The sequence below is a fragment of the Campylobacter sp. BCW_4319 genome (assembly GCF_001764435.1).
GTDB classification, from domain to species: Bacteria; Campylobacterota; Campylobacteria; order Campylobacterales; family Campylobacteraceae; genus Campylobacter_D; species Campylobacter_D jejuni.
This window is the reverse complement of the sequence record NZ_MKAQ01000017.1, coordinates 19,092-43,001: the sequence shown is the minus strand read 5'-3', so window position 1 is coordinate 43,001 and position 23,910 is coordinate 19,092. Positions and strand designations below refer to the sequence as shown.

The window sequence follows — 23,910 nt, the reverse complement described above, 5'->3', positions numbered from 1 at the left end:
AGGAAAAAGAATGAAAAATATAATAAAAAGCATAGGGGATTTAAGAGTTTCGGTTGTATTGTTTTTGCTTTTTGCGCTTTTTTGTGCTTTGGCAACTTTTATTGAAAGTGCTTATGGAACTCCTACGGCTTGGGCAATGGTTTATGATACTTTTTGGTTTGAATATATACAACTTTTACTTGGTATTAATTTACTATGCGGGATGTTTCGTTATAAAATGTTTGGGCTTAAAAAATTGCCTTTAATGATTTTTCATATTTCTTTTTTATTTATTTTAGTGGGTTCTGCAATGACAAGATATGCTGGTTTTGAAGGTATTTTACCTATTAGAGAGCATACTCAAAATTCACTTATAGAAAGTTCTAAGACTTCTTTGCGCATTTCTGCTATAAAAGATGGAGAACGCTATAGTGCGGTTAATGATCGTTATATAGGAAATTTGCCTTTTGCTAATTCTTTTAAACTAAAACTTAATTTAGGTGATGATCAAGCTGTATTAAAATATAAAGATTTAATCTTAAATGCTCATTATACTTATAAAGAAAATAATAATTCTAATCCTTTATTGGTTTTAATGCTTTCTCAAAAAGGATCTCAAGGTGTTGATGTTAAATTTGAAAAAGGTGAAGTTAAGAATATAGAAGGGGTTAACTTTGCTTTTATGAATGATAATGTTAAAGCACCTTTTGTAAAAATTGACGAAAATTTAACTTTAAGTTCAAGTGAAAACTTACATTTTCTAAGTATGCTAGATGGACAAAATTTAGACCTTAAAATTGGAGAAAAGGCAAATGCTAAGGAAAGAAGGCTTTATGAAATTAATGATATTAGTTTTGTAGTTAAAGCTGCTTCTTTGCATGCGCAAGAAGCTTTAGAAGGTTCCAATAGACCTCAAGATGAAAGTTTTTGGTTATGGTTTAAATCTGCTTGGTTAGAAGTGGGTAGAACTATGTTGATTTCTACTTTTGGCGAGCCTCAAAATTGGAAAAATTCTTTATTATTGCATTTTAAAGATTTTGCCTTAAGCAATGAGAATAAAAACTTAGAATTAACTGGCTCTAATGCTTTAAAATTAGAATTAAGCTATAAAAATGAAAGTAAAGAATTTTATATTTTTGAATATAATAAACCTATTATGATAGAACTTGCGGGTCAAAAATTCTTTATTTCTTGGGCGCTTTCTTATGAACAATTGCCTTTTGATATTTATTTGAGAGATTTTGTATTAGATCGTTATCCAGGTTCTATGTCTCCAGCTTCTTATGCAAGTGAAATTACCGTAAAAAATAATAATGAAAATTTTGATTATAGAATTTTTATGAATAATGTTTTAGATTATGATGGCTATAGATTTTATCAAAGTTCTTATGATCAAGATGAAAAAGGGACTGTTTTATCTGTAAATAAAGATCCAGGTAAAATACCAACTTATATAGGTTATTTTTTGCTTTGTCTTGGAATGTTTATGAATTTTTTAAATCCACATTCTAGATTTAGAACTTTGGCAAGATTAATTAATAAAGACACTTTAAAACATGCAAGTGTGATTATTTTTATTTTATTGCTATCTTTTGGTTCTGAAAAGACTTTTGCTCAAGATTTAAATTTGACCTTACCTGTGGTAAATACTAATCATGCTAAAGCTCTTGCTACTTTAATAGTTCAAAAATCAGCAGATGGAAGAATGGTGCCTTTTGATACGCTATCAAGAGAAATTTTAGAAAAAATTCATCAAAGTGATAGCTATAAGGGTCAAAATTCTAACGCTGTTATGCTTTCCATGCTCGTTGATGTAGATAAATGGCAAATGGAACCTTTTATTTTAATGCCACAAAATCAAGCAGTTCGTGATGCTATTGCAAATATTTTAGAAATTCCTAGCACTAAATATATTTCTTATAAAGATTTCTTTGATGAGAATAACCGATATAAACTTCAAAAATATGTTGAAAATGCAAATCGTAAAAACCCAAATGCAAGAGGAGTTTTTGATAAGGAAATTATAAAACTAGATGAAAGAGCTAATGTTGTAAATTTAGTTTTTAGTGGTGAATTATTTAAATTTATTCCTGTTCAAAATAATCCAAATAATGTTTGGCTTGCACCTTTTTCTGCTGTAACTACTCTTAAGGGGGATGAAGGGCATATTGTTTTGGCTTTAATACAGAATTATTTTAGTGCCGTGGAAAATGCTTTTAAAGATGGTAATTGGACTAGAGCTGATGAAGGCTTGAAATTTATCAAAGAATATCAAGAAAAAATAGGATATAAAGTCATGCCTAGTAAAACCAAGGTTGAAATGGAAATTTTTTCTAATAAGGCTGAAATTTTCGTTAAACTCGCTCCTGTATATTTAATTGCGGGTTTTTTACTTTTGATTCTTGTTTTTTCTAAAATGGTCGTACCGAATTTAAAAATCTCTTTTATATTTAAAGTGGTATATGTTTTAAATGTTTTAGCTTTTGTAATTCATACAGTAGGTCTTGGACTTCGTGCTTATTTATCAGGTCATGCTCCATGGAGTAATGGCTATGAAAGTATGGTGTATATAGCTTGGGCATTGTCTTTGTCGGGTATATTTTTCTCTAGAAAAAGTCCTATAGCCTTGTCATTAACTTCTATTTTATCCGGTGTTGTATTAATGGTTGCACATTTAAGCGAAATGAATCCGCAAATTACAAATCTTGTTCCTGTGCTCAATTCTTATTGGCTTAGTATTCATGTATCTGTTATTACTGCTAGTTATGGATTTTTAGGACTTTGTGCCTTACTTGGTATCTTTACACTGTTCTTAATGTGTTTTCTTAAGAAAGATGGAAAATATAATCTTAATATTTTGAGAAATATTACAGAGGCTACAAGAATTAATGAAATGGCAATGATTTTTGGACTTTGTTTGCTTACTGTAGGAAATTTTTTAGGTGCAATTTGGGCAAATGAAAGTTGGGGGAGATATTGGAGTTGGGATTCTAAGGAAACTTGGGCTTTAGTTAGCATTTTGGTTTATGCAGCAATTTTGCATCTTAGAATGATTCCAAAATATTGTAATCAATTTGTGTTTGCTTTATGGAGTATGTTTGCTTATTGGGTTATTATTATGACTTATTTTGGAGTAAATTACTTTTTAACAGGACTTCATTCTTACGCTGCAGGCGAAGCGGCTCAAATTCCTAATTATGTTTATTGGGGATTTGCATTGATGGTGGTTTTAGCTCTTTTTGCAAGAAGGAAGCGAAATTTTGTAGGCAAACTGTAAATGAGCCATATTTTTTTGGTTATTTTTTGTGCTGCTTTAGCGCTTTTATTGTTTTTAGGCATGATTGCTTATCTTATTACAAGTGATGGCAAAAAAACAATTAAAAAGCAAAAAACTAGCCAAAAGCAGCATGTAGCTGAAAAGACTAAAAAATTTGATACAGACTTAGATAAAATGATAATTGCTGCTTCCGATGTTAAACTAACAGATATTGAATTAAAAGAACTTGCTAAACTTTATGTGCAGACACATAAACTTGGTTCAAAAACTTCTAAAGAATTAGATGAAGCAACAAAAAAGAAACTAGAATTTGTTTCTGCTTTGGCTGCAAATATTAATGCAAGTGCACAAACAGTAAGTTACTTAAATAAAGAACTTAAGAAAATTTCTGGATCTTACAAAAAAGAAATTGATGCTTATGAGCATATGGGATTGGCTAAAAGAAAAATTAAAGAAGATAAATAATATGGTGCGCTCAAGAGGATTCGAACCTCTGGCCTTTTGAACCGCAATCAAATGCTCTATCCAGCTGAGCTATGAGCGCAAAAATAAGTTAAAATTATATATAAATATTCTTAAAATAAGCAAAATTTTGCTTATTTTGTTTGTTTTTTAGCTTTTTTACCTTCATCTAAATCAAATTCTTTAGTCTTTTTTGAATGATAAAATATAAAACCTACAATCAAAATACAGCAAATCAAAGAAAAAATATAAAGTGTGCCATAAGGGCTATCTTTGAAAAAAAGATTATTAGTATTCATTCCAAAAAATCCTACGATCAAATTTAAAGGCAAGAAAATAGAAGAAAGTATACTTAAAAGATAAATACTTTTATTCATTTTTTCATTTTTAATTGCACTTGTTAATGTATAAAGAGTATCAACTCTTACTAGATGTTCTTTGGTGTTTTTACTTAAGATGCTGATGGATAAATTTAGAATTTTTAAATGTTTTTTGTATTGTGCTTGTTCGCTAAGCAAAAGATTAAAAGCTTCGCTTAGAAGATTAATTTGCTTTAGATTTTTGTTGATTTTTTGTCTTAACACAAAGGATTTTTTGTAAAAATTTTTAACAAAACCACCTTTTAAGATAATACCTTCTTTGTGTTCTAAAAGGTTTTGAAAATGAGTATTTTGTACTTTAAAATCTTCTAAAATGGATTTAATAAAATTTGAAAATTCTTCTATACTAGAAAGCTTAAATTCTTCATCTTGAAGTTTATAAATTTTTTCATCGTTAAAAAGCCAAGTTTCCAAATTTAATCCCACATAAACAAAAATTTTTTGTCCATAAATTTCACTATAGAAAGTTTCTAAATTCTTTGCTTGTAGGATTTTTTTTAGATTTTCGTGTAGTTCTAGCATTTTATTTGCCTCTTAAGTGATAAAAATTTCTTTTAAATTGCGTAAAAGAATTATTCAAAATTGCTTCACGCATCTTTCTTGCAAGTTCAAGATAATAATGTAGATTGTGCAAACTTGCCAAACGAAAAAAAGTAAGTTCTTTAGCTTTGAAAAGATGGTTTAAATAACCCCTTGAAAAATTACAACAAGTATAACATGAGCAAGCAGGATCTATGGCTTCATGATCGTTGATAAATTCTGCTTTTTTGATATTAAATTTTCCAAAACTTGTGAAAAATGTTCCATTTCTTGCATTTCTAGTTGGCATCACGCAGTCAAACATATCTACCCCTCGCTCAACATTTTCTACTAAATCTTCAGGAGTTCCTACGCCCATTAAATATCTTGGACGATTTTCATCTAGATAAGGGTTTAAGTTTTGGACTGTTTCGTACATCAAGGCGTTTTCTTCGCCCACGCTAAGCCCACCTATAGCTAAACCATCAAATGGCATTTCGTTTAAACTTAAAGCACAACGCTTTCTTTCTTTGTAATCTGTACCACCTTGGATAATACCAAAAATATTTTGCCCTATACCTATACCTTTATTTTGCATACTTTTATGATAAGTAATAGCCTCTTTTGCCCAAAGTATAGTGCGATCAACAGAAATTTTAACCCTTTCTTTGGTTGCGGGTAGGGCTACTAAATCATCTAAAATCATCATAATATCAGAATTAAAATCATATTGAGTATCTAAAACACTTTTTGGAGTAAAAAGATGACGACTCCCATCGATGTGACTTTTAAATTCTATACCTTCATTAAAATGTTTAGAATTTTTACTTAAAGAAAAAGCCTGAAAACCACCACTATCGGTTAAAAAACTTCTATCAAATTTCGTAAAACCATGCAAACCTCCAAAATCTTTTACCACTTTGGAAGTTGGACGCAAGTACATGTGATAGGTATTTGCTAAAATAATTTTTGCATCAAGCTCATTTTTCATATCATTGGCATCAAGACTTTTAACCGCTCCTACTGTGCCAACAGGCATAAAAACAGGGGTTAAAAAAGTGCTGTGTGCGGTAGTGATTTCACAAACCCTTGCCATTCCATCTTTATGCTTTAATTTAAATTCCATTTGTTATAATTTCCTTTTTGGAGTTTAAAATGAATAATATTTTAATTATAATAGACGGTATTTTAGCAAAGCATTTCTTAGAAAGGCTTTGTTTTGAAAAAGGCTTAGGTTACTTTTTTACAGTAGTGTGTCAAAATAGTGAAAAAAATAACTTAAATATTTCTAGTGAGTATATTGACTTGCATTATTTTGATCCTACAAGCACAGCGCGTCTTGAAAATATTATGAGTAAAGATTTTAAACAGGCTTTTATTTATATGCAAGATGAATTTGAAACTAAAAAAAGTTATGAGGCTTTGCGTTCTTTAAATCCAAATTTAGAAATAGAAATAATGGATTTTTGGGGGTTAAGTGTTAATGATACTCATGCAAATTTAGCTGATGCTAGAATGACTTTAAGCCGTAGATTTATGGATTTTTTACCAGATATTGCTTTAACAGCTCAGTATATAGGACTTGGGGTTGGAGAGATTATGGAAGTAAAAATTCCAGCAGGGTCTATTTTTGCTTATAGGCACATAAGTTCAATACAACAAAAAAGGTGGCGCATAGTCCTTATTTATAGAAATTCTAAGATTTATTTTGTAAAACCATCTTTTGTTTTAGAGCCAAATGATAGCATTTTGATCGTTGGAGATCCTGTTGTTTTACAAAGTATTTTTCATAATATAAGAGGCAAAGCAGGGCAATTTCCTATGCCTTTTGGAAGTAATGTTTTTGCTTTAATTGATATGAAAAATATGAATCAAAATATGCAAGAAAGAGTGCTTGATACTACTTTAAAATTAACTCAAAAAAGCAATGCAAAAAGATTTTTTATACATGTTATCAATCCTAAATTAGGGGTAATGTATGAAAAATTAAAAAAACTTTCTGAGGATAAAGAAGGTGTGTTTTTTGATTATTTCAACACGGATTTTAAACAAATTTCCACATGGTTGCAAAATAATGATGTAGGATTAGTTGTAACCGATATAAAAAATTTTGAGAAAGAAAAACAAGCTTTTTTTGATTTAAAAATTCCTATTATGAAAGTGGGTGAAGCTTCTTTTGATGAACTTAAAGAAGCGATTATTTTAAGTGCTGATGAGAGTGAACTTGAAAACAATGCAAATGTCATTACTGATTTAAGTAAACAGCTTGATTTTGGAGTTATTTTATATTATTATAATCCAAATTCTCAAAATACTACAGATATGGAGGAGTATTTTAGAAGTTTATCTAAGCTTTATGATAAAAATATACAAATTATTAATAAAAATGATGAAAACCCTCTTTTAAATTTGCAATATCGCGAAGATTTGTTACAATTTGTGAGTTTTCAAAAAGAATTACTAAATAGAGATTTTGGCAGAAATTTAAGTACAAATTTAAATAGGCATTATTATAAAATGAGACAAAATTACCAACTTTTCATACCGGTAGAATAAATAATTAATTAAATGTGATAGAATAAACGCAAAAAGAGTAGTTCAATGCAAGTAGAAGTTAAGTTAAAAGAAAATGCTTATAAGGTTTATATTGATGAACTTGAAGAATTAGAATTTGATAGTAAGGTTTTTATACTTTCAAATCCTAAGATTTCAGGTCTTCATTTGAAAACATTACTTTCTAAAATTAAGGCAAGAGAAATTTTTATTGCCGCTGTAAAAGATGGTGAAGAATATAAAAATTTAAGCACCATGGAAGAAATTTTAAACCAAATGTTTAATTCTAAATTGGATAGAAAAAGCGTGCTTATAAGTTTTGGTGGTGGCGTGATTAGTGATATGGGCGGATTTGCTGCTAGTATTTATCAAAGAGGCATTGATTTTATAAATATTCCTACTACACTTTTAGCTTGTGTTGATGCAGCAGTAGGTGGAAAAACAGGTGTTAATAATAATTTTGGTAAAAATCTTATTGGCACTTTTTATCAACCTAAAGCTGTATATTGTGAGAGTTCTTTTTTAAAGACTTTGAGCTCTAGAGAACTTGCTGCAGGCATGGCTGAATTTATTAAAATGGCAGCAATGTTTGATGATAGTATACTTGATTTTATAGAAAAAATTGATGAAAAAAGTTTCTTAAATGCTACTTGTGAGAATGAAATTTTTACTCAAATTATAGCAAGAAGCATAGAACTTAAATCAAGGGTTGTTGAACAAGATGAAAAAGAATCAGGGCTTAGAATGCTTTTAAATTATGGTCATACTTTTGCTCATGTTATAGAAAATTTTACAGATTATAAGCTTTATTTACACGGAGAAGCGGTGGCTATAGGTATGGTTATGGCAAATCAATTGGCTTTAAATTTAGGATTTTTGGATAAAATGCAAAGTCAAAAAATAAAAGATATTTTACTTAAATTCGGTTTGCCAATATCATATAAAATCAACAATGTAGATGAATTTTATGAAGCTTTTTTCATGGATAAAAAAAGCTCTAATAAAAAAATCAATTTTGTTCTTGCTGGCCCTTTGGGTAAGGGTTTGATAAAAGGTGATATTTCTAAAGAAGATATAATTGCAACTTTAAGAGAATTCCAATGAAAAAAATTATTATTTTAACCTTTTTTGTTGTTTTTGCTTTTGGTGATGTAAATCGGACTATTATTAATAATATAAATGAGAAAATTAATACTTTAAATACTGTAATCAGTGCTAGTATTTGGAATATACGTTATGAAAATTTTATAAAATATCAAGATATAAATGATGAATTAATCATTTTAAATCTTAATTTAAAAAAGACTTCCGATATTCACCAACAAGAAGAACTTAAACGCAAGATAGCAAATTTAGAAGAGCAATTGAGCTTGCTTAAAGAATATAAAGATTTAAATTTTGCACAAAGTCTTAGTGCCCCTGATAATATAGAAACTTTATCTAAGCTTACTAATCCTTTGGCTATTATAGGAGCTTTTTCTCATATTAAGAAATTAAAAGGAGAAAAGGAAGAGTATATATTTAAATTTAATGATTTTAAAAATTTAGTAGATAAAATCAGGGAAAAAAACTCAGAACTTAAGGAATTAGTTGGGCTTAAACCAAGTGTTGAGAATATAGAAGCTTTAAAAGCTTCGGATAAAAAGTTGGAAGAATTTGAGCAAGCTTTAAATTTTGCTAGTGTTTCTTATTCTGTTTATGAGAAAAAAATTGATGAAGAGCTTTCTCGAGTAAGTGCTGAGATTAAAGTTCAAAGCTTAAGGGCTGTAAATATACTTGTTGCTATTGTTATTGTTATAGCTATAGCTTTTATGTTGAAATTTATTGCTAAAAAATATATTAAAGATAGTGAAAGATATTATACTGCTACGAAGATTATTAATTTTATTAATATAAATATTATTTTTCTTATTTTGCTCTTTGCTTATATAGAAAATATTACTTATCTTGTAACTATACTTGGTTTTGCTTCTGCAGGCTTAGCTATTGCTATGAAAGATATGTTTATGTCTATGCTTGGATGGTGTGTGATTATTTTTGGCGGAAGTTTTAGAGTAGGGGATCGTGTAAAAGTTTTTCAAAATGATACTACCTATATAGGAGATATTATAGATATTTCTTTTTTACGCATTACTCTTTATGAAGAGCTTACACTTGAAACTTATAATAAAAATCGTCGTAGTGGGCGTATTATATTTATTCCTAATAACTATGTTTTTACAAATTTGCTTGCTAATTATACTCATCATGGTATGAAAACCGTGCTTGATGGCATTGATATAAGTGTTACTTTTGATAGCAATCTTGATAAGGCACAAGAAATTGTAGAAAATATTGTAACACGCCATGCCAAAGGTTATACTGAGCTTGCTAGAAAAAATATAGCTCGTTTACAACATGAATATAGTATTAAAAATCCTAAAGTGGAGCCAAGGTTTTTTATGTTTTTTGAACATTGGGGAATGCGAATTTCTGCATGGTATATGACCAATGCTTATGCGGCTTTGGTATTAAGAAGTACGATTAGTAAAGAGATTATAAAAGAATTTAATAAGCATAAAGATATAAAAATTGCTTATCCATCGCAAAATTTATATTTAGGAAATTTAAATCAAAATCATTTTGAACAACATCATGAAAATATGCATTTTCATGCAAGGAATAAAGATTGAAAGAAAAAGTTTTTTTTAAAACCTTTGGGTGTCGCACAAATATTTATGATACAGAGCTTTTAAAAAGTTATGTAAAAGATTATGAGATTATAAATGATGAGAATAAAGCACAAATTATCGTTGTAAATTCTTGCACGGTTACAAATGGAGCTGATAGCGGGATAAAGTCTTATGTAAATACCATGCAAAAAAAAGGCATTAAAGTTATACTTACAGGTTGTGGTGCTGTAAGCAAAGGCAAGGAGCTTTTAGATAAAAAGCAAGTTTTTGGAGTGCTTGGAGCGTCAAATAAAGATAAAATCAATGAATTTTTAGGAGCAAAGACAAGTTTTTATGAACTTGGAAATTTAAATTTTATTGATAAAGATATAGTTTGCGAGTATGAAAATCATACCAAAGCTTTTGTGAAAATTCAAGAAGGTTGTGATTTTGCTTGTTCTTATTGTATTATCCCTAGCGTGAGGGGAAAATCAAGAAGTGTGGATGAAAAAGCTCTTTTAAAACAGGTTGAAATTTTGGGAGCTAATGGTTATAGTGAAATTGTTTTAACAGGGACTAATATAGGTTCATATGGGCTTAAAAATGGCACAAGTTTAGGCAAGCTTTTGCAAAAAATGGGACAAATTTCAGGTATAAAACGCATAAGGTTAGGTAGTTTAGAACCCGCACAGCTTGATGAAAGTTTTTTAGAAATCTTAGATGAAGCTTGGCTTGAAAGGCATTTGCATATTGCATTGCAACATACAAGTGAAAAAATGCTTCGTATAATGAGAAGAAGATCACATACGGATAATGATTTAAAGCTTTTTAATACTATAGCAAGCAAAGGATATGCTTTAGGGACGGATTTTATAGTAGCTCATCCAGGCGAGAGTGAAGAGCTATGGCAAGAAGCTTTAAGAAATTTTAAAGAATTTCCACTCACTCATATCCATGCTTTTATTTTTAGTCCTAGAAACAACACACATTCTGCTACCATGAAAGATGTGATAAATGGAACTTTAGCTAAAGAAAGGCTAAACACTTTAAAATCCATAGTAGAAAAAAATAATTATGAATTTAGGAAAAAAAATCAAGTTTCACTTGAAGTTTTGGTAGAAAATCAAAAAGATGGTTTTTTTGAGGGTTATGATCAGTTTTTTAATAAGATCAAAATTAAAAGTAATAAAGATATAGCTAAAGAATGGATCGTTATATCTGAATATGAAGTACAAGAAAAGTCTAACTTTGTAAATTTAAAAGGCTAGATAATGAAAAATAAAAAGATAATTTTAGCATCTTTTATAGTTTTATGTATGCTTTTGGGAATTTTATATTTTAAAAATGAACCTAAATATATAGATGAAAATCTTTATCAAAGTCTATTAAGCCAAAATTTAATCCAAAAAGCTGTGATTGATAAAGACGAAATTTGGCTTAAGGCAGAAGGTGAAAATTACATAATTATAAAAGATGGCATAGATATAAAAACACTTTTATCAAAAGTTCCCGTAGAGGTTAAAAAAGATAATACGCTTTGGGTGTTTTTTGTTTTACTTATTTTTATTATCGCACTTTTTATAAGTCTTGGTTATTTTGCTCGTAAAAAAGAGTTGGCTAAATATCCAATATCAAATAAGAATCAAAATCACACTCAAGCTCAAAATTCAAATATAAATTTAGAAAGTTCCCATATAAAACCTGTGATTTCAAATATTACTTTTAATGATGTAGCAGGTGTTGATGAAGTTAAAATGGAGCTAAGCGAACTTGTGGATTTTTTACAAAATCCTAAAAAATATAAAGAATTTGGTGTAAAAATGCCAAAAGGTGTTTTAATGGTAGGCCCACCTGGTGTAGGAAAAACGTTGATAGCAAAAGCAGTTGCAGGAGAAGCAGGGGTGCCATTTTTTTATCAAAGTGGTTCAAGTTTTGTTGAAATTTATGTAGGTATGGGTGCAAAAAGAGTTAGAGAGCTTTTTTCAAAAGCTAAAATGATGGCTCCTAGTATAGTTTTTATCGATGAAATAGATGCTGTAGGTAAGGCAAGAGGAGAAATGTCAAATGTTGAAAGAGATAGCACTTTAAATCAACTTTTAACTCAAATGGATGGTTTTGAGGACAATAGTGGGGTTATAGTTATAGCTGCGACAAATAAAATCGAACTTATGGATCCTGCTTTATTGCGTTCGGGGCGTTTTGATAGGAGAATTTTTTTATCTTTGCCTGATTTTAAGGATAGACTTAAAATTTTAGAAATTTATATGAAAGATAAAAACAATAATGTCAATTTAAATAAAATCGCTAAAGCAAGCGTAGGTTTTAGTGGAGCAGGACTTGAAACTTTGGTCAATGAAGCAGCGATTAATGCTTTAAGAAGAAATAGTGCTTTAGTTGAGGAAAGTGATTTTTATGCTGTATTAAATAAAGTTCTTTTAGGCAAGAAAAAGATTTTGAGTTTTAATGATGAAGAGAAAAAAATTCAAGCCACTTATCAAGCTGCAAAAGCTTTGAGTGCGTATTATTTTGACATAGGATTTGATAAAATAACTCTCATTGAAGATCGTTTTAAAGAATATGAGCATAATATAAAATCAAAATCAGAGCTTATCAATCGTATAAAAGTTTATTTGGCTGGTTCTAGAGCTATGAGATTGATTTATAATGAAAGTTATACTAATTCACAAGATGATTTTTTAAAGATTAAAGAATTGCTTGATTATATGTTGAGTTTTGATATGTTAAAAGAGCCAAATTTAAATGAACAAAAAAAAGAAATGGATGAATTTTTAAATTCTATGAAGGATAAAATTTTAAAATTATCAGAGCTTTTGCTTGAAAAAGAAAAGATAGAACATGATGATGTTAAAAATATAATGCAGGTTTGATTATATTTTAATCATCAATTTCTTTGTGCAAGATAGTTCCATTGAAATCTATAAGAATTTTTACATCGTTATCAAGTTTAATCTTGTAATGGTTGATTTTTCTTTCGATTTCTCTAGCTTTTATATTTGGAAATTCATTTTTAATGATATTGGCTAAATTTTGAGGTAAAAAATCTAGATCAAAAGGAAAGGCTTTATTTTCAATTTCCTTCCAAGTTCCATCTATGTCAAATTCAAGTTCTGTCCCATCACTAAGATAGACTTCATAGGAATTTTTGTCTTTTTGTACGATCCCTATAGGTGCTTTGAAATTATGTTGTAAAAATTCTTTAGAAACACTTGGCAAATTATCAGCAGAAATTATTATATCAGCATTTAAAGATAAACTTAAAATAGTAATAATACTTAAAAATTTAATTTTCAATATTTTTCCTAATTATTTTTTAGTAAAATTGTAAAGAATTTATGTGAATTTTATGTGAATTTTAAGACAATATTATAAAAAATAAAGGTTTTATACTTTGCTTACAATTTTTTTAATTTTTTTAAATATTTTATGTTATTTTTTGATTTCTTATGATTATTATAATATCCTTGGTTTGAATATTTTATTTTTTAATGGAGCTTATTGGCAACTTTTAAGTTCAATGTTTTTACATGGAAATTTAACTCATCTTATATTAAATATGATAGTTTTGTTTCAATTTGGGCGTATATTAGAAACTTATTTAGGTGCTTTGCGTTTTATTTTTATTTATTTTATTGGCGGATTGTTGTGTTCACTTTTAAGTGTTTTTTATGTGTATTTTGATTTTAAATATTTCGGAGAAAATATAAATGTCATAGGCGCTAGTGGTGCAATTTGTGTTTTAATGGGCTTTTATGCTGTTCTTGATAAAAATAGCACAAAAGGACTTATAGTGGCAATTTTACTTATGAGTTTTGCGCCATTGCTTATGGGGGTAAATGTTGCTTGGTATGGTCATATTTTCGGGTTTATGTGTGGTTATATTTTAGCTAAAATAAAAGAGGTAAAATGAAAAAAATTTATATTATAAGACATGCAAAAGCAAGTAAGAGTGGGGATATTGATGATTTTGAAAGAAAACTTACTAAGAGTGGAAAGGAAGATTTAAAAAAACTTTTTAAAAATCTTGCCTTGCATGAAATTCATCCTGATTTGGTGCTATCAAGTCCTGCTGTTAGAACCGCTAAAACAGCGAAAAAAATAGCCAAATTTTATAATTTTGATAAAAATAAAATTTGTTTTGATGAAAGATTGTATCTTTGTAATGTTGAAAATTTGCTAAAAATTCTGCAAGATATTGATGATGAGTTTAACGAAGTATTTTTAGTGGGTCATAATCCTGGTTTAATGGAGCTTGGAGAGTTATTAAGCTCGCTATGTTTAGCTTCTTTTCCAACTTCTTCTATCTTGTGTTTAGAATTTGATATTAAGGAATTTAAAAATTTAAAAAAACATAGCGGAAAATTAGTTTTTTTTGAACATGTACGCAAGTTAAAAGAAGAAAAAGATTTGGGTTTTTAGTAAGAGATTGACTCTTACTTCCAACCTTCTATATAATTTTTTAGTTTTCTTCCTACTTTAGGGTGTTTGAGTTTTTTTATAGCTGAGCTTTCTATTTGTCTCACTCTTTCTCGAGTGACATTAAGCTCTTTTCCAATTTCCTCTAAAGTTCTATCACTTTCATCATCCATTAAACCAAAACGCATACGAATTACCGCTTTTTCTCTATCGTTTAATTGATCTAAAACTTCATCAATTTGTTCTTTTAAATCATCCTTTAAGATATGATCCATTGGAGAAAGTGAATTTCTATCTTCAACAAAATCTCCAAATTTACCATCATCTTCATTTCCTATTGGAGCTTCAAGGGAAATTGGTTCTTTTGTGATTTTAATGACTTGTTTAACCTTATCTACGCTTAAACCTACTTCTTTAGCTATAACACTGACATCAGGTTCTTTTCCATCTTTTTGTAGATGTTCGCGGATAATTTTGTTAATTTGATTGATGGTTTCTATCATGTGGATTGGAATTCTTATGGTTCTTGCTTGATCGGCTATAGCCCTTGAAATAGCTTGTCTGATCCACCAAGTTGCATAAGTGGAAAATTTATAACCCCTTTTGTATTCAAACTTATCCACAGCTTTCATTAAACCTATATTTCCTTCTTGGATAAGATCTAAGAAAGGTAGACCACGATTTGTGTAGCGTTTAGCTATGCTTACAACAAGACGCAAGTTTGATTTTGCCATTCTTCCTTTTGCTTCATCAGAGATTTTTTTACCGCGTTTAATTTGCTCTAAAATTTCCTTTAAACGTGATTTTTCAAGATCAAAGCTTTTTTCACTAGCTTCTTTGGTTTGAAATAGTTTTTTAATTTCCATATAAGTGCTTACCATGGTTGTTTCTAAAGCCCGCTCTGTGATTTCTTCTTTGCTCAATTTTGTAATATCTTTTAAAATATCTGCATGGCGTTTTTTAAGTTCATCAGAAAACATAGGTAAGCGGTATTCTAAACGCTTAAGTTCTTTGTCAAATTCTTCATCGCTTTTTAGTGCAGTTTCCATTGATTTTACGATTTCACTAATAAGTTTTGAAGTAGGGCCTAGATCCATTAATTTTTCTTTTAAAATATTTTTTTTGAACGCAATGCTTAATTTATCTAAAAGTTCATCTCCGCTTTCTTTGTCTTTGGATGTTTTTAGCCAATCTTTTTTAGCTTTTTCTAGAGCTTTAAATTTTTCTATAACTTTTAAAGTTCTTTCATCTTCTTTTTTGCTGTTTTTTTTAGTATTTTCTTCATCTGATTCTAATTCTGTTTCGTTTTCTTCATCTTCATCTATATCAAGTTCATCAAGTTTATCATCACTTTTTTCTTCATCGTCAAAGCTTTTAAATAGTTCTTTTACTCTTCTTTCTCTGTTTATTAAAGGTTCTTTATAATCTAAAATAAAATCTATCAAATAAGGTACAGAACAAAAAGCATCAATGATAATATCTTCGCCAAGTTCTATTTTTTTGGAAATTTCAATTTCTTCATCTTTGTTTAATAAAGCAATTTGTCCCATTTCTCTTAAATACATACGAACAGGAGAGTCTGATCTGCTCCATTCTAATAAATCGTTTTCATTGGCTAAATCAAATTCGTTCTCAAGGCTTGTATCTTGGAGTTTTTGTTTTTCTTCTTGAAGTCTTTTTGCATCTTCTATGTTTTTCATTTGTGCAATTTCGGCTGCTGAAAAAAGTTGCACTTTGTGTTTTTTCATTAATGCTTGTACTTTTTTAGCGGTTGATGCACTTGGTTGTTTTGTAAGATATTTTACCAATTTTTCATATGTAATATAATCTTTTGCATTTTCTTGAAATAATTCTTCTAATTCAGCTTCTTGAGTTTTGGCGTTCATTGATTATCCTTGAAATTTATATAAGCTTTGGATTTTATCTAAAAATTGCTTAACTTTCTATATAAATCGGTTATTATGTTTATGATTTGAATATTTTTTCAAATTTTTCTAAAGCTCTGTTAAAATTATAATTTTTTCTTTTTAAGGTATAAAATTTACGCTTTAGGTCGATATTTTTTAATTTAATTTCATAAAGTGTTGAATTTTTTAATTCTTTTTCTATGCTTTTTTTGGAAAAAATAGAGATTGCTTTTTTTTGTAAAACAAGTTCTTTAATCGCAGCCATTCTATCAAGTTCAAGAAAAATATTAAGTTTTTTTGAGCTTGCACCAATTTCGTTTAAAAATTTATCCCTTAAGCCTGAGCCTACTTCTCTTAAAATCCACTTTTGTTCCAAAAGTTCATCGATATAAAATTCTTTTTCATTGAGTTTTTTATCACTTGTAGCTACTATAAGTTCATCATCTTGCCAAAAATTTATTTCTAAATTTTCATACTCCACTAAAGCTGGATCAAGTTCTGCTTCAATGATTGCAAATTCTATATTTCCGTTTTTTAGTAAATTTAAACATTCTTTTGAATTCTGCGTTTGAGAGCGAATTTCTATGTTTTTAAATTCTGCCTTAAAATCAAATAAAATAGGAGCTAAAAAATGTTCAGAAATGCTTTGAGTTGAGGCTATTTTTATTTCCCCTAAGAGCATACTTTCGTCGTTTAATTTTTCTAAGCTTTGGTAGTAGGCTTGTATAATTTTTAACCAATTTTTTCCTAGTTCTAAAGCTTTTGGTGTAGGTAAGAGTTTTTTTCCAAGTCTTTCAAATAAAATGCCATCAAATTTATTTTCTAAATTTTTAATTACTATTGAAACATTAGGTTGGGTTATGGAAAAATTGTTGGCTGTATGAGTTGGACTTTGAGTGTTTAAAAGATCTAAAAATATTTCCATATCTTTGATTTTCATGAGTGATTCCTTTATTTAATAAAAAAAATTTATTATAAAAATTAGAATAATATATTTTTATAATTTTAATAAAAAAAATATAATAACACAAAATTTACAAAAAGGAAAATAAATGAAAACAAGTTTTTTAGCACATAGCGTGGCTATAGTGCGATCAAATTTTAAGGGTTTGCTTTTTACTGCTTGTATAGTGATTTTTGCTATGTATCTTTCTAGTGTTCAAAGTATCAAAGATACCACTCATTTAGCAGCGACTGCTTTTGCTATCATCGTAGGAGTGTTGCTTTCTCCTTGGTTTTTTAAATACCAACATCATTTTCAAGCCGGAGTGCATTTTAGTGCGAAAAAACTTTTAAGACTTGGCATTGTTTTATATGGTTTTAATATCACTTTAACTGAGCTTTTAAGTGTAGGGTTGAAAGGGTTTTTGCTTTCTGCTATAGTGATATTTTTTGTTTTTATTATTGCTTTATTTGTGGGAATGAAAATTTTTAAACTCGATAAAGAAACTTCTATGCTTGTTGGAGCCGGAAGTGCGATTTGCGGTGCGGCAGCGGTTTTAGCACTAGAGTCAAGTTTGAAAAGTGATCCTTTTAAGGGAATTTTAGCTGTAGGTACGGTGGTGATTTTTGGACTTGTGTTTATGTTCTTATATCCCATAGCTTTTTCTTTAAATCTTTTTCCTTTTTTTGATCAAAATGCTATGGGTGTTTTTATGGGAGCTACTTTGCATGAGGTGGCAAATGTCGCAGGTGCTGCTGAAATGGCAAAGGATATGGCAGGATTTGAGCAAGGTGCTTCTAATGTTGCAGTGATTATAAAAATGATGAGAGTGATTTTACTTGTGCCTTTTTTGCTTATAGTGACTTATTTTTTCGCTAAAAATCAGCATTCAAGCAGTGGAAAAACTGCAAAAAGTATCACTATACCTTATTTTGCTTTTGCATTTTTAGGCATGATAGTTTTAAATACTTATTTAGCAAGCAAAGAAAGTATTTTAGGTATTGCTACGAGTGATATTATCTCTTTAGGTAAAACACTTTGTACTTTATGTATCGTTTTTGCTATGGCAGCTTTAGGCTTGCAAATTGACTTTAAAAAATTTTTAAAAAGTGGCTCTAGGGTATTTGGCTTGGCTTTTGTTTTAGGGCTTGTTTTGATTTTTGGAGGATATTTTTTAACCTTAGCTTTTAAAGGTATACTTTGGTAATAAAAATTATTTTTTATTTTAGAAAATTTTATTTTATTAATCAACTAAGAATATAATTTAATTCATTAATTAAATTTATTAAAAAGGAATAAAGATGAAAAAAATTCTTGTAAGTGTTTTAAGTTCTTGCTTGTTAGCTTCGGCTTTAAGTGCTGTATCTTTTAAAGAAGATAGTTTAAAGGTTTCTTTTGAAGGATATAAAACTAAAGATATGATAGGAACAAAAGGTGAATTTAAAAATGTAGAATATAAATTTTCTAAAAATATAAAGGATTTGGCAAGTTATCTTAAAGGCGCTAAAGCTACCATAAAGCCAAGCAATGCTTTTATGGGTGAAGGCAATGATATTATAACCAATAATATCACAAAAGTATTTTTCCCTGCTTTATTGGGAGATACGGATATTAAAGTTGTTTTTCAAGATGTGATTGCGGGTGAAAATAAAGGCGTTATTTCAGCAAAAATTACTATGGATAAAAAAAGTACTATTGTACCTTTAACTTATACCATCAAAGATAATAAATTTGAAGCTAAAGGACAACTTGATTTGCATACTTTTAAAAATGGTTCTAAAGCATTAAAAGCATTAAGCGATGTTGCTGCAGGACATGGTGGAATTTCTTGGCCTTTAGTGGATATCAGTTTTAATGCTAATTTAGCAGAATAAAAAGTAGCCTTAGGGCTACTTTAAAATACAATATCTTCTTAAATTATTTTCAAAAATTTCATAATCTTTTATATTTTCAAGTTCTTGATAAATTTCACTACCTTTCCATAAAATAAAAACCGTATTTTCATCTTTTAGATTTTTGCAAATTTCAAGCAAAGGCTTGACATCCATTAAGGCTCTTGAAGTGATGATATCAGCTTTAAAGGTATTCTTGTATTCTTGAACTTTTTCTTTGTAAATATGTAAATTTGGAAGTTCACATTCTATTTTTAATGTCCGCAAAAAGGCAGCTTTTTTGGGATTGGGTTCGAAAAGATGAAAATTGCTTTGCAGTAAAAAAGCTAAAAATACAGCTGGAAATCCTGCGCCACTTCCTATATCGGCAATATTTTTTGCTTTAGAAAAATCATAAAAATCTAAAATTTTAATACTATCAAAGATATTTTCATCTATATTTTTTAAATGAGTAAGATTGTGAATGCGGTTAAATTTAGATAATAATTCTTTATAAATTTTTACCTTTTCTTCAAAGTTTTTTAAATCGTAGTTTTGCAAAAAATCATAATCTTTAAAAATCATTTATTTAAGATGTCCCATTTGAGTTTGTTTTATGTTTAAATACTCTACATTAAAACGATTAGGTTCTATTAAAATCGGTATGCGTGTGATGATTTTTTCTTTGATAGAATCTAGCTTTTCAGGGTTATTTGTGAGTAAATTAACCTTAGAAATTTCATAGTGTTTGAGTATAAATTCTACAATTTCATAAGTTCTCTCATCGGCTTTAAAGCCAAGCTGATGATTTGCTTTAATCGTATCAAAACCTTTATCTTGTAAAGCATAAGCATTAACCTTGTTAAAAAGCCCTATACCCCTTCCTTCTTGCCTAAGATAAATCACCATTCCGCCATTCTTTTCTATATATTTTAGTGAAAATTCAAGCTGTTCCCCACAATCACACTTTAAACTTCCTAAAGCATCTCCTGTTAAGCACTCTGAATGAATTCTTAGATTGAGTGTGTCTTTTGGAGTATTTTTAAATATACATAAATGTTCTTTATCATTTTCTTTGAAACTTTGTATTTGGAAATTTCCCCATTTGCTAGGTAAATTCGCAATTTCTGAAATTTTTATTTTCATTTACTACTCTCTATAATCAAATTTATGTTAAGATTTTAGCAAAAAAAGGACAAAAAAATGTTTAAAAGATTTAGAAGATTAAGGCTTAATGAAAACTTAAGAGCCATGGTAAGAGAAAATTCTTTAAGTGTAAATGATTTGATTTATCCGCTTTTTGTGGTTAATGGAACGGGGATAAAAAAAGAAATTTCTTCTATGCCTGATGTGTTTCAAATGAGTTTAGATGAAATTTTAAAAGAGTGTCAAAATGTAGTTAATTTAGGCATTAAAGCCATTATACTTTTTGGCGTTTTGGAAAATGAGAAAAAAGACAGCTGTGGAAGCGATGCTTTAGATGATGAAGGGCTTGTTGCAAGAAGTATAAGAGAGATTAAGAAAAATTTTCCAGATCTTTTTATAATCAGCGATCTTTGTTTTTGTGAATACACAGATCACGGGCATTGTGGGATTATCGATCCAAAAACAAAAAGTGTGGATAATGATGTCACTTTAGAAATTTCAGCCAAACAAGCCTTAGTTCACGCAAGAGCAGGGGTAGATATGATAGCACCTAGTGGAATGATGGATGGTATTATCACTACTTTGCGCAAAGCTTTAGATAAAGAAGGTTTTGAAAATTTGCCTATAATGGCGTATTCTACTAAATTTGCTTCAAGTTATTATGGGCCATTTCGAGATGTAGCAGAATCAGCTCCAAGTTATGGAGATAGAAAAAGCTATCAAATGGATTTTGCTAATGGTAAAGAAGCTTTAGAAGAAAGCTTAGAAGACGAAGCACAAGGAGCTGATATTTTGATGGTAAAACCCGCTCTTGCTTATCTTGATGTGGTTAAAGAAATATCCCTTCATTCTAACTTGCCTTTGTGTGTTTATAATGTAAGCGGAGAGTATGCTATGTTAAAGGCAGCTAAAAATGCAGGAGTGATTGATTATGAAAAAGTTTTGTATGAAACTATGATAGCTTTTAAAAGAGCAGGGGCAAAGCTTATCATCACTTATCATGCTAAAGAATTAGCTAAAATGTTAAAAGGAGAAAAATGAAACATTTTTTAACTTTAAGAGATTTTTCTAAGGAGGAAATTTTAAGCCTTGTAAATCATGCTAGCGAGCTTAAAAAAGAGCCTAAAAAACTTTTACAAGATAAAACTTTAGCAATGATTTTTGAGAAAAACTCTACAAGAACAAGAATGGCCTTTGAATTAGCCATAACAGAGCTTGGCGGAAAGGCTTTATTTTTAAGTAGCAATGATTTACAACTTAGTCGTGGCGAGCCTGTAAAGGATACAGCTAGGGTGATAGGGGCGATGGTTGATTTTGTGATGATGAGAGTCAATAAACATGAAACTTTACTCGAATTTGCAAGATATTCTAAAGCCCCTGTGATCAATGCTTTAAGCGAGCTTTATCACCCTACTCAGGTTTTAGGAGATTTGCTTACTATCAAAGAATGGAATAAGATGCAAAATGGTATAGCAAAAGTTGCTTTTATCGGAGATAGTAACAATATGTGCAATTCTTGGCTTATTGCGGCTGCGATTTTGGGTTTTGAATTTAGTATAGCTATACCAAAAAACTATAAAATTAGCCCTGAAATTTGGGAATTTGCTATGAAACAGGCTTTGATTTCAGGAGCTAAAATTTCCTTAAGTCATGATAAATTTGAAGCCTTAAAGGATAAAGATGTAGTCATTACCGATACTTGGGTTTCTATGGGTGAAGAGAATGAAAAAGAACGCAAGATTAAAGAATTTGAAGGATTTATGATTGATGAAAAGGCTATGAGCGTTGCCAATAAAGACGCGATATTGCTTCATTGTTTGCCTGCTTATAGGGGTTATGAAGTGAGTGAAGAAATTTTTGAAAAACATGCAGATGTGATTTTTGAAGAAGCAAGAAATCGCCTTTATGTGGTAAAAGCCTTGCTTTGCTTTTTGGATAATCAGAGAGGAAGAGAATGAAAGAGCTAGAAAAGTATAACACTTGCTTAAAACGCATTGATGAATTTAGTCAAAATCTAGGAATAAAGAAAAAAGATAGAACGATTTTTAAAATGAAGCAAAGCGAGAATGAAAACGAAAAATGTTTAGTTCTTGAAAATGGAAGTTTTGATTCTCCTGAGCCTTGGTTTGTGATCGATGAAAACGATGAAATTCACACTTTGCTTTCTTTGCAAAGTCTTAAGAATATACTTGAAAGTTTAAAACAAAGTCAAAAAGAGAATTTTGAATTGCGTTTAGAAAAGGCGATTTATCAACAAATTCCTGTAGATTTTAACGATGTTTGGACGGTTGCTATGGATGAGATCAAGCAAAAGGCGCAAAATGGCACCATGGAAGTTAGTATTGATCTTGAAAAATTAATTTCTAAAATCAAACAAGAGCATCCAAATTTATTTGTAGATATGCAAGCGATGATAGAAAGGGTAAACCAAAATGAGAGATTATAAAGCTTTTGTAAAATACTCTAAAGCAGGACCACGCTACACTTCTTATCCTACAGCAGTAGAGTTTAATGCAAATTTCAAATACGAAGAATATATAGAAATTTTAAAAAAGCAAGATAGATCTTTATCGCTTTATTTTCATTTACCATTTTGTAGGAGTGCCTGTTATTTTTGTGGTTGTAATGTTATTTATACAGCCAAAGAAGAGAGTAAAGAAAGGTATTTAACTTATATTTTTAAAGAGCTTGATATTTTAAGTACTATTTTAGATACTAAAAGAGAAGTGGTGCAAATGCACTTTGGGGGCGGAACTCCAACTTTTTTTAGTGCTAAACAACTTCAAAATTTGATTTTAAAAATCAGATCTGTTTTTGGAAATTTTTCTAAAGATGCAGAGATTAGCTGTGAGATCGATCCGCGTTTTTTAAATGGGGAGCAAGCCACAGTTTTAACGCAAAATGGCTTTAATCGTATCAGCTTTGGAGTACAGGATTTTGATGAAAAAGTTCAAAAAGAAATTCATCGCATCCAGCCTTTTGAATTAACACAAAATGCTTTAAATCTTGTAAGAAGTAAAGGCATAAAGTCTGTAAATATGGATTTAATTTATGGTTTGCCTTATCAAAATTTACAAAGCTTTACACAAACTTTAGAAAAAGTTATGCTTTTAAACCCTGATCGTTTGGCGATTTTTAATTACGCTCATGTGCCTTGGCTTAAGAAAAATATGAGAAAATTTGATGAAAATACCTTGCCAAGTCCTGATGTTAAGCTTGAAATTTTAGAATTTTGTGAGAAATTTTTAAGCAAAAATGGTTATAAAATGATAGGAATGGATCATTTTGCAAAAGAAAATGATGAGCTTTTTAAAGCTTTAGAAAATGGAACTTTGCATAGAAATTTCCAAGGTTATACCACCAAAGGCGGTGCTGATTTAGTCGGTGTTGGGCTTACAAGTATAGGCGAAGGACAAAGACATTATGCGCAAAATTTTAAAGATATGTCAAGTTATGAAGCTGCATTAGATAGAGGAGTTTTACCTTTTGAAAGAGGCGTAGCTTTAAGCGATGATGATGAGCTTAGAAAAGCAGTGATTATGGAGTTAATGGCAAATTTTAAGCTTGATATTAAGTCAATAGAAAAAGAATTTTGCATTGATTTTCAGGAGTATTTTAAAGAGGATTTAAAAGCTTTAGAAGAATACAAAGATTTTATTAATTTTGATGAAAATTTTATCAAAGTCAATGAAACAGGTGTTTTACTTATAAGAAATATTGCTATGTGTTTTGATGCTTATATGAAAAACATTAGTGAAGATAAAAAAGTATTCTCAAAAACGGTGTAA

General features: G+C 29.4%; 22 protein-coding genes and 1 tRNA gene. 15 read left to right on the top strand and 8 right to left on the bottom strand.

Annotated features, from left to right (window positions below; translation table 11 throughout):
- The first annotated feature begins 10 nt into the window (after positions 1-10).
- Together ccsA and AJN56_RS06130 are read left to right on the top strand one after the other, a co-directional pair.
- Complete coding sequence (ccsA, locus tag AJN56_RS06135; RefSeq protein WP_002866054.1) at positions 11-3,256, top strand: cytochrome c biogenesis protein; 3,246 nt, start codon at positions 11-13, stop codon at positions 3,254-3,256.
- Between the two features lie 15 nt (positions 3,257-3,271).
- Entirely contained in the window at positions 3,272-3,721 is a 450-nt protein-coding gene (locus tag AJN56_RS06130; RefSeq protein WP_072238654.1) for a hypothetical protein, read from the top strand.
- 2 nt (positions 3,722-3,723) lie between these two features.
- Here the strand turns inward: AJN56_RS06130 and AJN56_RS06125 are convergent.
- The 3 genes from AJN56_RS06125 to tgt form a co-directional block, all read right to left on the bottom strand.
- Positions 3,724-3,800, bottom strand: a tRNA-Arg gene (locus AJN56_RS06125).
- A 52-nt stretch (positions 3,801-3,852) separates the two neighbouring features.
- A complete protein-coding gene (locus AJN56_RS06120; RefSeq protein ID WP_002866051.1) occupies positions 3,853-4,620 on the bottom strand; it encodes a magnesium transporter CorA family protein in 768 nt (255 codons plus the stop codon).
- A 1-nt stretch (position 4,621) separates the two neighbouring features.
- Positions 4,622-5,743 carry a tRNA guanosine(34) transglycosylase Tgt gene (gene tgt / locus AJN56_RS06115; protein WP_002866050.1) on the bottom strand — a complete coding sequence of 374 codons (1,122 nt, stop codon included), beginning with the start codon at positions 5,741-5,743 and terminating at the stop codon, positions 4,622-4,624.
- Between the two features lie 29 nt (positions 5,744-5,772).
- On the opposite strand from tgt, the gene AJN56_RS06110 reads away from it, so the two are divergent.
- Genes AJN56_RS06110 through AJN56_RS06090 form a run of 5 tightly spaced genes read left to right on the top strand, consistent with a single transcriptional unit; the run spans position 5,773 to position 12,709 of the window.
- Entirely contained in the window at positions 5,773-7,173 is a 1,401-nt protein-coding gene (locus AJN56_RS06110; RefSeq protein ID WP_002866049.1) for a COG3400 family protein, read from the top strand.
- A gap of 45 nt (positions 7,174-7,218) precedes the next feature.
- Complete coding sequence (gene aroB / locus AJN56_RS06105; protein ID WP_002866048.1) at positions 7,219-8,274, top strand: 3-dehydroquinate synthase; 1,056 nt, start codon at positions 7,219-7,221, stop codon at positions 8,272-8,274.
- Positions 8,271-9,842, top strand: coding sequence for a mechanosensitive ion channel family protein (locus tag AJN56_RS06100; protein ID WP_002866047.1), 1,572 nt, complete (start codon positions 8,271-8,273; stop codon positions 9,840-9,842). The genes aroB and AJN56_RS06100 overlap by 4 nt, the downstream gene beginning before the upstream one ends.
- Positions 9,839-11,089, top strand: coding sequence for a tRNA (N(6)-L-threonylcarbamoyladenosine(37)-C(2))-methylthiotransferase MtaB (gene mtaB, locus AJN56_RS06095; protein WP_002856047.1), 1,251 nt, complete (start codon positions 9,839-9,841; stop codon positions 11,087-11,089). The genes AJN56_RS06100 and mtaB overlap by 4 nt, the downstream gene beginning before the upstream one ends.
- A 3-nt stretch (positions 11,090-11,092) precedes the next feature.
- Positions 11,093-12,709 (top strand): AAA family ATPase, encoded by a 1,617-nt coding sequence (locus AJN56_RS06090; RefSeq protein ID WP_070246449.1) that lies wholly within the window; start codon positions 11,093-11,095, stop codon positions 12,707-12,709.
- Positions 12,710-12,716: 7 nt separating this feature from the next.
- Here AJN56_RS06090 and AJN56_RS06085 read toward each other — a convergent pair whose 3' ends face one another.
- Positions 12,717-13,133 (bottom strand): PepSY-like domain-containing protein, encoded by a 417-nt coding sequence (locus tag AJN56_RS06085; RefSeq protein ID WP_002856369.1) that lies wholly within the window; start codon positions 13,131-13,133, stop codon positions 12,717-12,719.
- A gap of 97 nt (positions 13,134-13,230) precedes the next feature.
- Between AJN56_RS06085 and AJN56_RS06080 the strand changes: the two genes are divergently transcribed.
- Together AJN56_RS06080 and AJN56_RS06075 are read left to right on the top strand one after the other, a co-directional pair.
- On the top strand, positions 13,231-13,749 hold the full coding sequence (locus AJN56_RS06080) for a rhomboid family intramembrane serine protease (protein ID WP_002853517.1): 519 nt from the start codon (positions 13,231-13,233) through the stop codon (positions 13,747-13,749).
- Positions 13,746-14,258 carry a SixA phosphatase family protein gene (locus AJN56_RS06075; protein ID WP_002853673.1) on the top strand — a complete coding sequence of 171 codons (513 nt, stop codon included), beginning with the start codon at positions 13,746-13,748 and terminating at the stop codon, positions 14,256-14,258. Before AJN56_RS06080 ends, AJN56_RS06075 begins: the two co-directional genes overlap by 4 nt.
- 14 nt (positions 14,259-14,272) lie before the next feature.
- Here the strand turns inward: AJN56_RS06075 and rpoD are convergent, their stop codons facing one another.
- Together rpoD and AJN56_RS06065 are read right to left on the bottom strand one after the other, a co-directional pair.
- Complete coding sequence (gene rpoD, locus AJN56_RS06070) at positions 14,273-16,141, bottom strand: RNA polymerase sigma factor RpoD (protein WP_002853451.1); 1,869 nt, start codon at positions 16,139-16,141, stop codon at positions 14,273-14,275.
- Between the two features lie 79 nt (positions 16,142-16,220).
- Entirely contained in the window at positions 16,221-17,102 is an 882-nt protein-coding gene (locus tag AJN56_RS06065; protein ID WP_002855820.1) for a LysR family transcriptional regulator, read from the bottom strand.
- Positions 17,103-17,214: 112 nt separating this feature from the next.
- Here AJN56_RS06065 and AJN56_RS06060 point away from each other — a divergent pair, with 112 nt between their 5' ends.
- Together AJN56_RS06060 and AJN56_RS06055 are read left to right on the top strand one after the other, a co-directional pair.
- Positions 17,215-18,312: a YeiH family protein gene (locus AJN56_RS06060; protein ID WP_002856085.1), complete on the top strand. Its 1,098-nt coding sequence runs from the start codon at positions 17,215-17,217 to the stop codon at positions 18,310-18,312.
- Between the two features lie 94 nt (positions 18,313-18,406).
- A complete protein-coding gene (locus AJN56_RS06055) occupies positions 18,407-18,979 on the top strand; it encodes a hypothetical protein (protein WP_002856132.1) in 573 nt (190 codons plus the stop codon).
- 15 nt (positions 18,980-18,994) lie between these two features.
- On the opposite strand, the gene rsmG is transcribed toward AJN56_RS06055, so the two are convergent.
- Both rsmG and ribA read right to left on the bottom strand, forming a co-directional pair.
- Positions 18,995-19,561 (bottom strand): 16S rRNA (guanine(527)-N(7))-methyltransferase RsmG, encoded by a 567-nt coding sequence (gene rsmG, locus AJN56_RS06050; RefSeq protein WP_002855974.1) that lies wholly within the window; start codon positions 19,559-19,561, stop codon positions 18,995-18,997.
- Complete coding sequence (gene ribA, locus AJN56_RS06045) at positions 19,562-20,122, bottom strand: GTP cyclohydrolase II (RefSeq protein WP_002855920.1); 561 nt, start codon at positions 20,120-20,122, stop codon at positions 19,562-19,564. It abuts the gene before it with no gap.
- A gap of 57 nt (positions 20,123-20,179) precedes the next feature.
- Between ribA and hemB the strand changes: the two genes are divergently transcribed.
- Genes hemB through hemN form a run of 4 tightly spaced genes read left to right on the top strand, consistent with a single transcriptional unit; the run spans position 20,180 to position 23,910 of the window.
- Positions 20,180-21,163 (top strand): porphobilinogen synthase, encoded by a 984-nt coding sequence (hemB, locus tag AJN56_RS06040; RefSeq protein WP_002859198.1) that lies wholly within the window; start codon positions 20,180-20,182, stop codon positions 21,161-21,163.
- Positions 21,160-22,080: an ornithine carbamoyltransferase gene (gene argF / locus AJN56_RS06035; RefSeq protein WP_002854006.1), complete on the top strand. Its 921-nt coding sequence runs from the start codon at positions 21,160-21,162 to the stop codon at positions 22,078-22,080. The genes hemB and argF overlap by 4 nt, the downstream gene beginning before the upstream one ends.
- Positions 22,077-22,568, top strand: a complete 492-nt coding sequence (locus AJN56_RS06030) for a DUF2603 domain-containing protein (RefSeq protein WP_002856534.1) — start codon at positions 22,077-22,079, stop codon at positions 22,566-22,568. Before argF ends, AJN56_RS06030 begins: the two co-directional genes overlap by 4 nt.
- A complete protein-coding gene (gene hemN, locus AJN56_RS06025; RefSeq protein WP_002856393.1) occupies positions 22,555-23,910 on the top strand; it encodes an oxygen-independent coproporphyrinogen III oxidase in 1,356 nt (451 codons plus the stop codon). The genes AJN56_RS06030 and hemN overlap by 14 nt, the downstream gene beginning before the upstream one ends.